At 60.8% G+C, this 12,262-nt stretch carries 13 protein-coding genes; 6 read left to right on the top strand and 7 right to left on the bottom strand.

The annotated features are described in order from the left end of the window. Positions 1-420: 420 nt before the first annotated feature. A complete protein-coding gene (locus LGM89_RS26325; RefSeq protein WP_089444558.1) occupies positions 421-636 on the bottom strand; it encodes a hypothetical protein in 216 nt (71 codons plus the stop codon). 201 nt (positions 637-837) lie between these two features. Between LGM89_RS26325 and LGM89_RS26330 the strand changes: the two genes are divergently transcribed. After that, a complete protein-coding gene (locus LGM89_RS26330) occupies positions 838-1,152 on the top strand; it encodes a hypothetical protein (protein ID WP_089498781.1) in 315 nt (104 codons plus the stop codon). A gap of 387 nt (positions 1,153-1,539) precedes the next feature. On the opposite strand, the gene LGM89_RS26335 is transcribed toward LGM89_RS26330, so the two are convergent. From LGM89_RS26335 to LGM89_RS26345, 3 genes are all read right to left on the bottom strand, one after another. Next, positions 1,540-1,944: a hypothetical protein gene (locus LGM89_RS26335; RefSeq protein ID WP_089498780.1), complete on the bottom strand. Its 405-nt coding sequence runs from the start codon at positions 1,942-1,944 to the stop codon at positions 1,540-1,542. A 174-nt stretch (positions 1,945-2,118) separates the two neighbouring features. Then, positions 2,119-3,360 carry a dicarboxylate/amino acid:cation symporter gene (locus tag LGM89_RS26340; RefSeq protein ID WP_089498779.1) on the bottom strand — a complete coding sequence of 414 codons (1,242 nt, stop codon included), beginning with the start codon at positions 3,358-3,360 and terminating at the stop codon, positions 2,119-2,121. After that, positions 3,344-4,006: a GntR family transcriptional regulator gene (locus LGM89_RS26345; RefSeq protein ID WP_089498778.1), complete on the bottom strand. Its 663-nt coding sequence runs from the start codon at positions 4,004-4,006 to the stop codon at positions 3,344-3,346. Before LGM89_RS26345 ends, LGM89_RS26340 begins: the two co-directional genes overlap by 17 nt. 150 nt (positions 4,007-4,156) lie before the next feature. On the opposite strand from LGM89_RS26345, the gene LGM89_RS26350 reads away from it, so the two are divergent. Then, complete coding sequence (locus tag LGM89_RS26350) at positions 4,157-4,621, top strand: GNAT family N-acetyltransferase (RefSeq protein WP_226274429.1); 465 nt, start codon at positions 4,157-4,159, stop codon at positions 4,619-4,621. Between the two features lie 130 nt (positions 4,622-4,751). Here the strand turns inward: LGM89_RS26350 and LGM89_RS26355 are convergent, their stop codons facing one another. Further along, positions 4,752-6,659, bottom strand: a complete 1,908-nt coding sequence (locus LGM89_RS26355; protein WP_226274430.1) for a DUF3857 domain-containing protein — start codon at positions 6,657-6,659, stop codon at positions 4,752-4,754. 356 nt (positions 6,660-7,015) lie between these two features. On the opposite strand from LGM89_RS26355, the gene LGM89_RS26360 reads away from it, so the two are divergent. Together LGM89_RS26360 and LGM89_RS26365 are read left to right on the top strand one after the other, a co-directional pair. Further along, positions 7,016-7,342, top strand: coding sequence for an EthD family reductase (locus LGM89_RS26360; protein WP_089444557.1), 327 nt, complete (start codon positions 7,016-7,018; stop codon positions 7,340-7,342). 305 nt (positions 7,343-7,647) lie between these two features. Further along, a complete protein-coding gene (locus LGM89_RS26365; protein ID WP_226274431.1) occupies positions 7,648-8,196 on the top strand; it encodes a glutathione peroxidase in 549 nt (182 codons plus the stop codon). A 243-nt stretch (positions 8,197-8,439) separates the two neighbouring features. On the opposite strand, the gene LGM89_RS26370 is transcribed toward LGM89_RS26365, so the two are convergent. After that, complete coding sequence (locus LGM89_RS26370) at positions 8,440-9,276, bottom strand: alpha/beta hydrolase (RefSeq protein ID WP_226274432.1); 837 nt, start codon at positions 9,274-9,276, stop codon at positions 8,440-8,442. A 206-nt stretch (positions 9,277-9,482) separates the two neighbouring features. On the opposite strand from LGM89_RS26370, the gene LGM89_RS26375 reads away from it, so the two are divergent. Continuing rightward, positions 9,483-10,466, top strand: a complete 984-nt coding sequence (locus tag LGM89_RS26375; RefSeq protein ID WP_226274433.1) for an AraC family transcriptional regulator — start codon at positions 9,483-9,485, stop codon at positions 10,464-10,466. A gap of 165 nt (positions 10,467-10,631) precedes the next feature. Continuing rightward, the gene (locus LGM89_RS26380; protein ID WP_226274434.1) at positions 10,632-11,579 is read left to right on the top strand and encodes a GlxA family transcriptional regulator; all 948 of its coding nucleotides are present in this window, start codon (positions 10,632-10,634) and stop codon (positions 11,577-11,579) included. A 98-nt stretch (positions 11,580-11,677) separates the two neighbouring features. Here LGM89_RS26380 and LGM89_RS26385 read toward each other — a convergent pair whose 3' ends face one another. Then, the gene (locus LGM89_RS26385) at positions 11,678-12,160 is read right to left on the bottom strand and encodes a YybH family protein (RefSeq protein WP_226274435.1); all 483 of its coding nucleotides are present in this window, start codon (positions 12,158-12,160) and stop codon (positions 11,678-11,680) included. Positions 12,161-12,262 lie beyond the last annotated feature (102 nt).

Raw genomic sequence — 12,262 nt, forward strand, 5'->3', positions numbered from 1 at the left:
ATGTTCACGTAACGCCTCCTGTCTGCTATCGGCATGCCGGCCCGCACGCAGGCCTCGGTCGAGCAGTCTGACTGGTTGGGTGGGGTCTGCGGGCCGCCTTTCGGCAACGCCTGTCGATTGACCGCGGCAATGATCGTCTCTCGATTGCTTTCGAGCACGATGCGCCGTTGCGTGGGTGCAGCAGCCTCAGTGCCGCATTTTTCTCGTATGACGTTCGCCGGGAGCCTGATTGCAACGTACCGCAACCGAGGCCGCAGGCAGCGACCGGCTGGGCTGGATCGTCACCGACGATCGGATAGGTCAGACAAGGGACGAAGGCCGTCATCGTGCGCGGTAAAGGGTCCCGCAACGAAGGGTGATAGGAGTATTGCAGTTGGCTGTGAAAATTCAAGGAAGGCGCAATTGCCCGATCCGCCAGATTCAATGCACGTCACGGGCGACGATGGAGGCCAACGCCCGATCGCCGTCGCGTTGTGCGGTGTCTTCCGTGGAAAAGATGTCGGTACTGAATGCGATCAGTTTGAAGCCGGATCCCGCGGAGCGAGGAACCGTGATGCCCCAGTGCCAGCCGCCATCTTGCTGGAACACGTGGAGCGCAGGGGGTGCTGGGTTCAGTGCTGGTGAAGAAGTCGTCATCGCGTGCTCTCCCGTCATGGGACGACTGCGGGCAACTACATCGGACGCGCAAACCCAGTCTACGAGCACTTTTGCTGCGGCGCAATATTCGTGTTTTACGAAAATGCCAATGTGTGAAACGCCACAATTTTGAAATACAAATATGCAACATCGGAGATGGCTGGCATATTGGTGTGACGATTGGGATATTTCGGAGGCTTTATGGATCGCAGTTCGCTTGTGTGGGCGGGGGTGCCGCATAGCAGCGATGGCGTCGTGTTTCAGATTCGGGTCGGCCACGGCCTTCAGCGTTTTCATATTGCTCGATTGATTCTCGAGAAGGCGTGCGACCTTGAGCGACTGGCGTCTGACGCACGACAGCTCGAATGCTTTTACGAGCATTTGACGCCGATCCTGGCAGTCGCGCGAAAGACGCGCTCAAAGGCGAAGGCCGACACGGTTTCGCTGAATGTTTCGGATTTTGTTCGAACCGGTAGCGCTCGGGGCGAGCAGGGGGCTTGGGCGGCGATGCGGTGAGCGCTGCAGGGGGGCGGTTGAAGAGAGCGGAGTTTTCGGTCTTGGAGCGGACGGGCGTGGGGCTTGGCGAGCTTCACGCGTTGCGTCTTGTCACGCGCGGCGCAGGGATTGCTGCAGTATTGGCGGGATGGTTTTGCAGGCTTCCGCGTAGTCTCGTGCTTGAGGTTCGCGATGAAAGGGCGTCGCTCGATGACCGAATACCCATGAATGAAAAGCGCTGGCCGGTGAACTGGCCAGCAAAGTGGTCCTGGCGATCCGAGGTTGAGTGTGCCAGAACCAAAGGCACTGAACGGTGTGCGCGAGCAGCCGGACGAGCATGTCAAACGATCGGCCCCGACAGTCGGGGCTTACCCGGCTCGATCCTGCGCAATAATCTGTGATCGCAGTTTAGGCTGGGCTAACGGATGCGACCGGACGTGCACTCACGCTCGGAAACTTGAAGGCATCGCAGGGCTTCGTCGGTACTGTCCATGTTGCGATCATCGCGGCCGTCGGCAGATAGTCGGGATCGGCCGACGCGACTCCGGCCCAGACGCCGGGAGACACCTGTCTGCCGTGGAGATAAAAGTGCAGCTCCCGGCCCGCGCGGTCGCAAATACACCTGATTCTCTCCACCGATTGGCCCAATGCTCTAATCCGCGCGATTTGGTTGCGATCCAGCTCGAACAGGGCACTCACCACGCCGTCACAATTGCCGATGCCAATCACGTTGCTGTCATCGGTTAACGCCCATGTCGGATGCGGCGTGCCTAGGCGCAGCATGAAATAATCTGCGGACTCTGAACCAACCATACTGTTTCTCCTGCAAAAGATCCGTCGTTCTGCTAACCGAAGATCAATAGAAACGAACGATCATCCAATCCTGTTCTCGTCGTCGTACCTGGATGCTCGAGTGGATGTGCCCCGGCGCCTTGCAATGGGCGGGCGCAACAGTGAAGCGCCCTGTGCCCGTCGCTTCCGAATCACTCACACGCTCGCCTGACGCGTCGCGGTTTCGGCGGCGATACTGTCCTCCGAACCGGAAAGTCTCACCGCCACAGCTGCCGCCGCCGTGCTCCCGTAGACGTTGAGGGCGGTTCTCCCCATGTCGAAAAAGGCGTCGACGCCCAACAGCAGCAGCACCGCATCGGCCGGCAACCCGATCGACGTCAGCACGATGGTGATGGCGACGATCGCTCCGGAGGGCACATTGGCAGCCCCGTCGATGGTGATGATCGTCAAAATCAAGATCGTGATCACCAGCGGCCAGGACCAGGCGAGATGATAGGCGTCGGCCAGATAGCCGACCGCGAGGGCCGTGTAGAGGACCGCGCCGTCGCGATTGAAAATATAGGCGAGCGGCAAGATCGTGGACGCCACGCCGTGGGGAACGCCGAATTCAACCAGCTTCTTCAGGTGCAACGGGTAGGTAATTTCGGACGACCGCGTCGTGAAACCCAGGATCAGCGGTTCCTTCACTTTCCTGAGAACGGCGAGAGGCGACTGACCGGCGACGCGAATGACGAGGGTGAGTACCACCGCCAGAATCGCCATGCCGAGATAGGCCACGCCCAGAAGCTCGACGAGCGAGTGCACGCCGGCAAAGCCCTTGGCCGACAGCAACTGCGCGATCGCGGCGAAGATCGCGAGCGGCGACCATGCGATCACCCACTGGGTCATCTTGAACAGGCCGGACAGCAGCGCCTCGAAAACGGCAATCGCGGGCTCGGCACGCTCCGGGGCAGCCGCCAATGCGGCACCGAAAATGACACCGAAAACGAGCACCGGGAGAGAATTCCCTGCAGCGAGCGCAGCGACGATGTTCGCGGGGATCAAATCAACGAGAAATTTCGTCCAGTCGATGCTGGATGCGAGGGCTGCGGGCATCGATCCGGAGTGCGTGAGGCTCGCACCGAGACCCGGTCGAAATGCGAAGTTGAGCAGCAGGCCGAGTGACGCAGCCAGGCCAGTCATCAAAACGAAGAAGACGATGCTGGATAGTGCGACCTTTCCGAGCCGTTCGCGCAGTCGGCCCGCACGAAAGACACCGACCGTGACCGACAGGAAGATCAACGGCATGACGACCATCTTGATCGCGTGGCCGAACATTGCACTGAGAAAGCCCAGCTTCCCGGCAAAACCAGGAGCAAATACGCCGCAAGCGACGCCCAGGACAAGCCCGCCAAGCATTTGCAGCGGGAGGGAAAGTCCCTTATTTTTCGTGTTCATGCCGCGCCTTGAGTAGTTTTATCCGTGCGGGCGTGCCGTCAACGATGTGATTCCACATATGCTGACGCGCAAGCTCGCCGTCGTTTGCTTCGATTGCGTGAAAGATTTTCAGGTGCTCGATCGTTCCGCGCCGAACGGTTTCGGCGTCGCTACGCGGGAGTTCGTTCAGCGCCAAGGTTTGGGCTCGCAATAGACCATACGCCGATGAGATTCGGATGTTCCTTGCTGCAGCAAACAACGCTTGATGAAAGACCCAACCAACACGTTGCTCGAGCATGATGTCCGCGACGTCCTGGTCAATCAGCACCTGCATTTTCTCTGCCGCGTCGCGAAGGTCTGCCGTTACGCCCGACCTGGCTGCAAGAAACGCCGCTGTACTCTCGAGGGCCAGCCGCATTTCAAAAATTTCGCGGAGATCGCTCGTAGTTGGCGAAGCGACATAGGTCCCACTCTTTTCGATCACGACAACCAGCCCTTCGGACTCGAGCAAATGCAATGCGCTGCGCACAGGCATTTGGCCGAAACCGAGTTCGTCCGATAGTCCTCGATGGGATACTTTCTGCCCAGGCGCAAGGCGGCCGTCAAAGATCCTCGATCGGATCTCGTCGTAGGCAAGCTCTGCATCTGTCGAGACTTTCGACGTCATCTGTGATCGCAGTTAGCGTATGATTGAAAAAGAGATAACGGATAGGAAATTACCCTTACTGGTAACGCCCGGCAACTGATAATTTTGCGAGTGGGTATGCTGAAAGCGAACCGGAAGACTATCTGAGTCACGAAGCGAGCCGACAATTAGATGACTTCACAAGATGTGCGCTTTACCATCTGCGCCGTTCGCGCGGAAGAAACCTATCCCCTCAGGGCCGCAATCTTGATGGCCGGAGATGAAGAAGGGAGTGCGCTACCCGGAGACCTCGCCCCGACGACAAGGCACTTTGCCGTGCGTGATAACGACGGCATTGTGGCGGTGGCGTCGGTGTGTCAAGAAGGACAATCCGGTGTTTTGAACGCTGAAGCCTGGCGCCTTCGCGGCATGGCCGTCCATCCATCGGTGCGTGGTCTGGGATTCGGACGCCTTCTGGTCAATCTATCCATTCGTTATGTCCGCGATCAGCGTGGATTATTGCTCTGGTGTACGGCGCGGGAATCGGCATACCCATTTTATGAAATGCTCGGCTTTAATCGCGATCCGAAACCGGTTTCAATGCAGGGGCGCGACGACATGAGGTTCTATCTCATGCAGCGCCAGATCGCGGGCTGATTTTCGGTTGCTACTGACGTCAGACGACCAGATGGTTTATGCGTGGTCTAGTCCAGTGCCATTCGACATCTCAATCTCAGTGCCTCTTCATGGCACGTTGGCCGCTGGGTTTGTCGCGCCGCAAAACCGCTCATTGATAGACGATCTGCGCTGCAAGGTCACGCTTGATCGATGTCGCCATTCTTCCGAACTCGGGATATTCGTCCGGCTGCAAATACGGCACTTTCGATGTCAAATCAAGCGTTCGGGTCACGCTGATGGTTCTGCCTTCCATCGCATAGGACGACGCATAAGTCCCGAACGGCGAAGTGACGGTGACGGGCTTGGGCAGGCTCAACACTTTCATCGAGGCCGGCAATTCCAGTTTCGTGATTTCGCTGAAGTGTCCTGCCTTGAACAGGAACGGAGTTTTGCGCTTGGCCGAACCTACCCCGTCAATGGCACTGGATATCGTGTTGAGGCCGCCCAATCCCCTTGGGACGCGCATGGCGCCGGGGCCAGGGAGCGCGGTGTAGTCCGGTAGTTCGAACACACTGGAAAACGAAAACGCCATCCAGAGATCATTGATGTCGCCATGGATGTAGCGGCCGGTGCCGTCCAACCCGCTCGCAGTCAGTAACGCCTGCGCAAACACCGGTTCCGAACCAGCCGGCAGCCGGGAGAATATGGAGCGCGCGACCCAGTCGTATTCGCCGCCGTTCTTGACTTCGCTATCGCCACGAACGGTGCCGAGTTTGTCGAGCGCGACGTGCGTAACGACCGTCACCGTGTCGGCATCGGGGCGAGCAACGGGAAGGACGACCAAGCGAGACTGCTCATTGCCGACGCCGGTCAACAACGCCTGCTTTCCCTGCTCGTTGAAAGGAAGCGTGCCGAATCGCGCCGTGCCCGCGGTCGAGTCAAGGTAGATATCGAACTCGGGAACGTAGGTGATCGCGTGATTGAACACGGCCAACGGACTGGCGGCCGAAGGCAGCCAATAGCGGCTGTCCGCGTTCACGAGCACCGTGTCGCTCGCGATGCCTTTGGCTGCCAGCAGCGCCTGCAGCAGCGTCGTATGGTCCTTGCAGTCGCCATAGCGTGCATGCAGGACGTCTTGTGCGCTATGCGGAACGACGCCGCCGAAACCGAGGAACACTGCGACGTAGCGGATGTTTCGGCTGACCCATTGATAGAGCGCATCTGCCTGATCGCGCCGGCCGGCGATTCCCTTCGTGACCTCGTCGGCCAGCGTTTGCACGTCGGGCGTAATGGTCGCCTGCGGCTGCGCACGGGCGGCGTATGCCTGCCCGAGCGCCGCGTAACCCGGGAACGTCGTGACCACGATCCGCGGGCTGCGATCCTCGATGCTCGGCGCATTGGCTTCGAATGGCTGCGCAGCTGCATCCTTTATCGTCCAGCGCCATGTTTGCCGGCCGTCGGCATCGGTTGCAACCCGTCCGCCCTGCATGTCGACGACATCCGTATACAGCTTCATCGAGGATGGCCCATTGATCGTAATGCTGGCGCTTTGGATCGGCTTGTTGTTCGGAAACGTGTCGTCGGCCGAGAAATTGCCGGGGAAAAGCGGCGTGACCTGCGTCTCACGCGTGTGCATGGTCACGGTCGCGCCAGGTTCTACGCCGGGAAAGACGATCGTCTTGACGAGGTTGTCGTCGAAGGTGGCGGCGTGGATGCTCGACGCGCTTTGACGAGTGAAAATTGCATTGGACGGGACGTCGATCCGTACGCCGTCGCGCGTGGTGGTGTAAGCCTCGATCACGTCGAACTTCTGCAACTCGGGACTATATCGATACGAAACCTGACCGTACGACCTGACGCCCTGTTCCGTCTCTATCCGGATCGACCTGGATTGGTCACGAATCGACGAACTGTCGCGATTCACCGTGTAGACCGTGTCATCGGACAAGACGGTTGCGGGTGGAGAGAAATCAGCGGAAAAAGCGGCAGCCGCGTGCATGGCGACTACCGCCACCGCGAGGTGTGACAGTCGCATGCAGCCGATTGAAATGGATCGGCCGTCTCGTGCAATCAGCATGTGGATTGCCCTCGTGGTTTCTTATCTTCCTCTTGCGAGGAGGGAAGCAAGAAACTACCACGACGACGAGCATGCCGCTACGAATCGCGGTGCGCGTGCGAAATTGACTTGCGCGCGTCTTGTCTGCATCGACAGGAAGTTGTCGGTTGATTGCAAGCCATGTCGCCAGCATCCGCGGCATGTCGTAGCCGGGTACACTCAGTGCCGCCAAAACGGCGAGACGGGTTCATCGGCGCGCAATCGGAAGAGTCAGTACGTCTTCTGCAAGAAGCGTTCGCCACGCCCGATCTCGGCAGCCTCGATGTCGTCTCGCGAGCGTTGGCGCCTCGATTCCCATGCAGCAACAGGAGAACCCGATGATCAAAGTCAGTGTCATGTACCCGTACGCCGCAGGCGCACGATTCGATCATGCTTACTACCGCGACAAGCACATGCCAATGGTGAAGCAGCGGCTCGGTGCGGCATGTCTGTACTACACGGTCGACAAGGGCATCGCAGGCGGTGCTCCGGGCACTGAGCCTGTCTACGTGGCCAAGTGCGACTTCGTCTGCACGTCTGTCGAAGCCTTCCAGGCGGCGCGCGACCCGCACGCGCAGGAGATCATGGCCGACATCGCCAATTACACGGATATACAGCCCGTGCTTCAAATCAGTGAGGTGGTCGTAGAGCGTTCGGAAGTCTGACCAAGGCTCGAATATCGCCGCGCACCGCATCCGCTGATGGCGTACCCCTGCAACGGGGCGACGCTTATGCGTCCATTCCGCCGTTGTATCGAAGCCTGGGCCTTTCCAGGTCGCCTGTCGGACCCCACGGTCCGCGCCTGCAAGCAGGAAGTTGACCGTTCGCAGTAGGATAGGGCTCTGCTACGCGCAGATCACGAGCGTCGATTACGTGCCTTCGCTGACCGACGTCCAGGGTTTTCCAATGAACGCGATACACCGCGATTCCTGCGGCTCGCCATCAATTTGATCCATTGAAGGATGAAGACATGAGCACGATTTACGATATTCCCGTCAACGCCATCGACGGCGCGCAAACAACCCTGCGCGCGTACGAAGGCAAAGTGCTGCTGGTGGTGAACGTGGCGTCCAAATGCGGGCTGACGCCGCAATACGAAGGTCTGGAGGCGCTCTACGAAGGCAAGCGCGCGGAAGGCCTCGAAGTGCTGGCGTTCCCCGCCAACAACTTCAAGGGCCAGGAGCCGGGCACCGATGCGGAGATCCAGTCGTTCTGCACCGCCACCTTCGGCGTGAAGTTTCCGTTGTTCTCGAAAATCTCCGTGATCGGCGACGACAAGCATCCGCTCTATCGCTCGCTCACCCAGGCGCAGCCGCAGGCGACCGGTGACGGCCCGTTCCGTACGCGCCTCGAAGGCTACGGCATCCAACCGAACCCGGCGCCCGAGGTGCTGTGGAACTTCGAGAAGTTTCTCGTGAGCCGCACCGGCGAAGTGGTCGCGCGTTTCTCGCCGGATACGACCGCGGACGACCCGAAGCTGGTCGCCGCCATCGACGCGGAGCTGGCCAAGGCCGCGTAAGCCGGCGCGCGTAACGCGTGCCGTGCCGGAACGGATTGCCTGACCTGCACCCGTGGTCGAGGGTGCCAGGACGGGGCAATCCAACACCATGTCTGCCGACTTGCCACTCGCACATTGAAAACCGGAACGCGAGGGGGGCCTGCCTCGACTGGCGAACCGGAGAATGCGTCAGACCGACAAGTCGTTCAATGGCCTGTTGACGTTGCACGACATCGTTCGGGAATTGGGCCATTGGCCGATAACTTAGCGCTTGCCGAGATCCCCCGCCACAGGCGCCTGCGCCCAGTCGAGTGCGAAGTCGGCAACCTCCTCCCAGCCTTTCTCGCCACAGGTGTAGTGGCTGCGGCCGTCGAACAGCTTGTACGCCGAGATGGCCTGCGAACCCTTCGCATTCCTTTCGAAATTCTCGCGCTGAACAGCAGGCGGCAGGATGTTGTCGTTGCCGCCGGCGATAAAGAGCAGCGGTGCGCGCTCGTCGTTCGCGAAGTTGTAGCGCGTCGGGGCATTCGGGTTGACGTTCGCGAACGCGCCTTGAAACAGGATCCGCCCCGACACGGGCACCGCGTAGCGGTCATAGACCTTCTTCGATTCCTCGAGGCTCAGGTTGTTCGTGAACGCGTAGTGAAACTCTCTCTCGGTGATGGGCACCGCGCGATGCACGTTGGCCGGGTTGCGCAGGACCGGGAACGCCGCCTTGATCTGGCTGAACGGCAGCGCCCATACACCTTTCACCCCGGCGCCGTCGATCGAGACGCCGGCCGAGCCGTAGCCCGCGTCGAGAAGAAGCTGGGCGAACGCGCCGCCGAACGAATGCCCCATGATGATCGGCTTGGTGTCGAGTGCGGCGATGGTCCGGGCCAGGTGGTCGAAGATCTCGCGCACGCCCAGATTCACCAGCGGCGACGGGTCGCGACGGAGCGCCTCGACGCCGGCCGTGCCCGGCTGGACGCCCGGATACCCCGGCGTGATGACGCGCATGCCGCGCTGCTCGTAGCGCGTGACCCAATGTTCCCACGACAACGGTGTCATCCACAGACCGTGAATCAGTACAACCGTGTCGGTACGCGTTTCCGGATTCATATCCCTGCTCCTGTGATCGCTGAATGACGAACGTCACGCCCACGACACCGCGGTATTTTCGGAGCCGTCTGCCCCGTGCTTGCCAGCAACGAAACAAGGGGTACTACGCGATTGCCGTATGCCGCGCACCTCGAGAATAGTCTTTGACACCGGCGTCATTCAGCGTGAATGATGTGCCCATCATAAAGACCATCCGGGTACGTGACATGGCCAAGAAGCCGGAATTCTTTGCTCAAACGCCGACGACGCTGGACGATGGGGTAGATCCGTTCGCCTTCAAGCGGGATGCCTTTTCCGACGTGCTGGAGCTGATCCGCATCCGCGGCAATACGGTCTTCACGTGCGCGGCCTCGGCGCCTTTCGGATTGCGCTTTCCTGCCGGCAAGTATCGTCTGCACATCATCCGTAGCGGCAGCGTGGCGATCGAAGTGGAGGGGCTCGACGAGCGCTATCACGCGTCGCAGGGCGACCTGGTCATGCTGATGCATGGCCACGGCCATGTCATTTCCGACCGGCCGGGCCGCTCCGCGAGTCTCGTCACGGATCTCGCGCCAAAGTACTACGATCGCGAGCGCCTGACGATCGGGAGCGGCGACACCACGTGGCTGTGCGGCGATTTCGGATTCGACGGCGTGCTGTCGCAACGGTTGCTGTCCGTGCTGCCGCCGGTGCTGGTGTTGAAGGGGTTGCGGGAGCGGCCGTTCGAGTGGCTGGAGCTGAGCTGCCATTTCATCCTCGACGAGGCGTTGAGTCCGCGCGCGGGCGCCGCCGCGATGATCTCCCGATTGCTGGACGTCATCTTCGTCCAGTTGCTGCGCACCTGGGCGACGGAGGGCTCGGCAGGGCACGGGTGGCTGTCCGGCGCGATCGACAGCCGGATCAACCCGGCGATGTCGGCCATTCATGCCGATCCCGGGCGGGCGTGGAGCGTGAATGATCTTGCCGAGTTGTCGAATCTGTCGCGGTCGGCGTTTGCGGACCGGTTCCAGCGTGTCGTGGGGCAGGCGCCGTTGAGCTATCTCACGACCTGGCGCCTCGATCGGGCGGCGGAGTTGTTGCGGTACAGCCGTGCGCCGATTTCGGACATCGCCGGTCGGGTTGGGTATACGTCGGAAGCGGCGTTCAGTCGCGCGTTTCGAGGACGGTACGAGATGTCGCCGATGCAGTGGCGGAAGGTGAATGCGGAGTAGGGTGGGCGTGACGGCCATCCCGGCCCGGCAGATGCCGGCGGTTAGACATACGGACAATCGATCACGACGTAAACGACCTATTTCCCTCATTTCCGGCTGAATGGCGCTATTTGAGGGTTCCTTGTAAAATGCGACTTTACGGGATTTTCAGTCAGCGACTTCGTCATGCATCGAATCGGATTCTTCGTTTGCCGTGGCTACGATGCGCTCGATCTGGGCGGGCCACTGTCGGCCTTCAACCAGGTCGCCACGGCCGCGGGCCACGCGCCCTATGATCTCCACGTCATCTCGCAGTCCGGCGGCCCGGTGCCGGGCAATACGGGCCTGTCGGTCGACACGAAGCCGATCGGAAGGCGCACGTTCGACACCGTCATTTTCGTGGGCGGCGACATCGATCCGATGCAGACGCTGGAGAACATTGCCGCCGCCAAAAAACTGGGCGCCAGGGCTGCGCGGGTCGCAAGCGTGTGTACGGGGGCGTTTCTGCTTGCGGAAACCGGTTTGCTGGACGGCGTGAGCGTGACGACGCACTGGCGGTACGCGGCTCAATTGCAGTCGCGCTTTCCGCGCGCCAAGGTCGAGGGCGATAGCATTTATATCGAGGAGGGGCGCATCTGGACGTCGGCGGGTATCGCGTCCGGCATCGACCTGGCGCTCGGCCTGATTGAAAAAGATCTGGGCGCGGAGGTTGCGCGCGCTGTCTCCCGGCTTTTGGTGGTTCCGTATCGTCGGCCGGGCGGTCAGTCCCAATTCTCGGCGATGTCGCAGATGGAGCCGGAATCGGACCGCATCCGCATCGCGCTGAATTTTGCGCGGGAACACCTGGCGGAAGCGTTGCCTGTCGAGCGGCTCGCCGAGGCCGCACGTTTGAGCTTGCGGCAGTTCGGGCGCGCATTCCGCCGGGAAACCGGAGAAACACCGGCGAAGGCGGTCGAGCGCTTGCGTGTCGAAGCGGCACGGCTGCGCCTGCAGGGGGGCAGCGAACCGATCGAACAGATTGCGCTGGCGGTCGGGTTCACCGATCCGGAGCGGATGCGGCGGGCCTTCATCAAACTGCATGGGCACCCGCCGCAAGCGATTCGACGCGAGAGCCGAGCGAACGGCGCGCGCTGATCGACTATCCTCAGCCGGCCGATCCGCGCTGCCTGGGCGAGGCCCCTCTCACGGACTAGCGGCGCGTTGGGTAGATCGCCAAGCGTTTCACCAGACGCTCAATGGCCATCCGCCGTCAGCGGGCCGTCATCGTTCCACATGTCGCGATGCAACTTCCACGCGCCGCCCTCTTTCAGAAAGACGAGCGTCTGCTTGCCGCGGAATTTGAGTTGTCCATCGTGGTCGCGGACCTCCACATCCGACACCTCTGTCACGATCCGGTCGTTACCGTAGAACTCGTCATTGCTGAACGATACGGTGGCGGGCTTTGATCCGGCATACCCCTTGATGAAGTACCCGACGATCGCGTTGCGTCCCGTGATCTTGTCGCCTCCGGGCGGCAAGAGCGTACCGTCGCGGGTGTAGAGGCGGCCGATCGCCTCGTAATCCGCTCGCGCAAAGGCATCCGCCCATCGCGCATTCTCGGCCTTGATGGCCGCTTCGGGCGGACGTGGCGAACCAGCGGCAGTCGCGGGCGCGGCGAACGCGAAGAAAGTGACGCAGGCCGCAAGGGCAGCCGTGAAAATACGAGTCTGTTGCATCGAGTGAGTTCCGTGCATGGTTTTAATGTAAAGGACTGCGAAAGTTATAGGATGAAACAGGCAATGTCGGTCGCGGTGTTCGTCGCAGTCTTTCGATGGGTT

The organism is Burkholderia sp. AU31624 (assembly GCF_020420065.1).
GTDB lineage: Bacteria > Pseudomonadota > Gammaproteobacteria > Burkholderiales > Burkholderiaceae > Burkholderia.

What these genes read in the sequence shown, in the direction of transcription:
- LGM89_RS26325 (WP_089444558.1), bottom strand. Translation starts at nt 636, where the DNA reads ATGACGACTTCTTCACCAGCACTGAACCCAGCACCCCCTGCGCTCCAC.
- LGM89_RS26375 (WP_226274433.1), top strand. Translation starts at nt 9,483, where the DNA reads ATGGCCAAGAAGCCGGAATTCTTTGCTCAAACGCCGACGACGCTGGAC.
- LGM89_RS26330 (WP_089498781.1), top strand. Translation starts at nt 838, where the DNA reads ATGGATCGCAGTTCGCTTGTGTGGGCGGGGGTGCCGCATAGCAGCGAT.
- LGM89_RS26385 (WP_226274435.1), bottom strand. Translation starts at nt 12,160, where the DNA reads ATGCAACAGACTCGTATTTTCACGGCTGCCCTTGCGGCCTGCGTCACT.
- LGM89_RS26360 (WP_089444557.1), top strand. Translation starts at nt 7,016, where the DNA reads ATGATCAAAGTCAGTGTCATGTACCCGTACGCCGCAGGCGCACGATTC.
- LGM89_RS26340 (WP_089498779.1), bottom strand. Translation starts at nt 3,360, where the DNA reads ATGAACACGAAAAATAAGGGACTTTCCCTCCCGCTGCAAATGCTTGGC.
- LGM89_RS26365 (WP_226274431.1), top strand. Translation starts at nt 7,648, where the DNA reads ATGAGCACGATTTACGATATTCCCGTCAACGCCATCGACGGCGCGCAA.
- LGM89_RS26335 (WP_089498780.1), bottom strand. Translation starts at nt 1,944, where the DNA reads ATGGTTGGTTCAGAGTCCGCAGATTATTTCATGCTGCGCCTAGGCACG.
- LGM89_RS26350 (WP_226274429.1), top strand. Translation starts at nt 4,157, where the DNA reads ATGACTTCACAAGATGTGCGCTTTACCATCTGCGCCGTTCGCGCGGAA.
- LGM89_RS26355 (WP_226274430.1), bottom strand. Translation starts at nt 6,659, where the DNA reads ATGCTGATTGCACGAGACGGCCGATCCATTTCAATCGGCTGCATGCGA.
- LGM89_RS26380 (WP_226274434.1), top strand. Translation starts at nt 10,632, where the DNA reads ATGCATCGAATCGGATTCTTCGTTTGCCGTGGCTACGATGCGCTCGAT.
- LGM89_RS26370 (WP_226274432.1), bottom strand. Translation starts at nt 9,276, where the DNA reads ATGAATCCGGAAACGCGTACCGACACGGTTGTACTGATTCACGGTCTG.
- LGM89_RS26345 (WP_089498778.1), bottom strand. Translation starts at nt 4,006, where the DNA reads ATGACGTCGAAAGTCTCGACAGATGCAGAGCTTGCCTACGACGAGATC.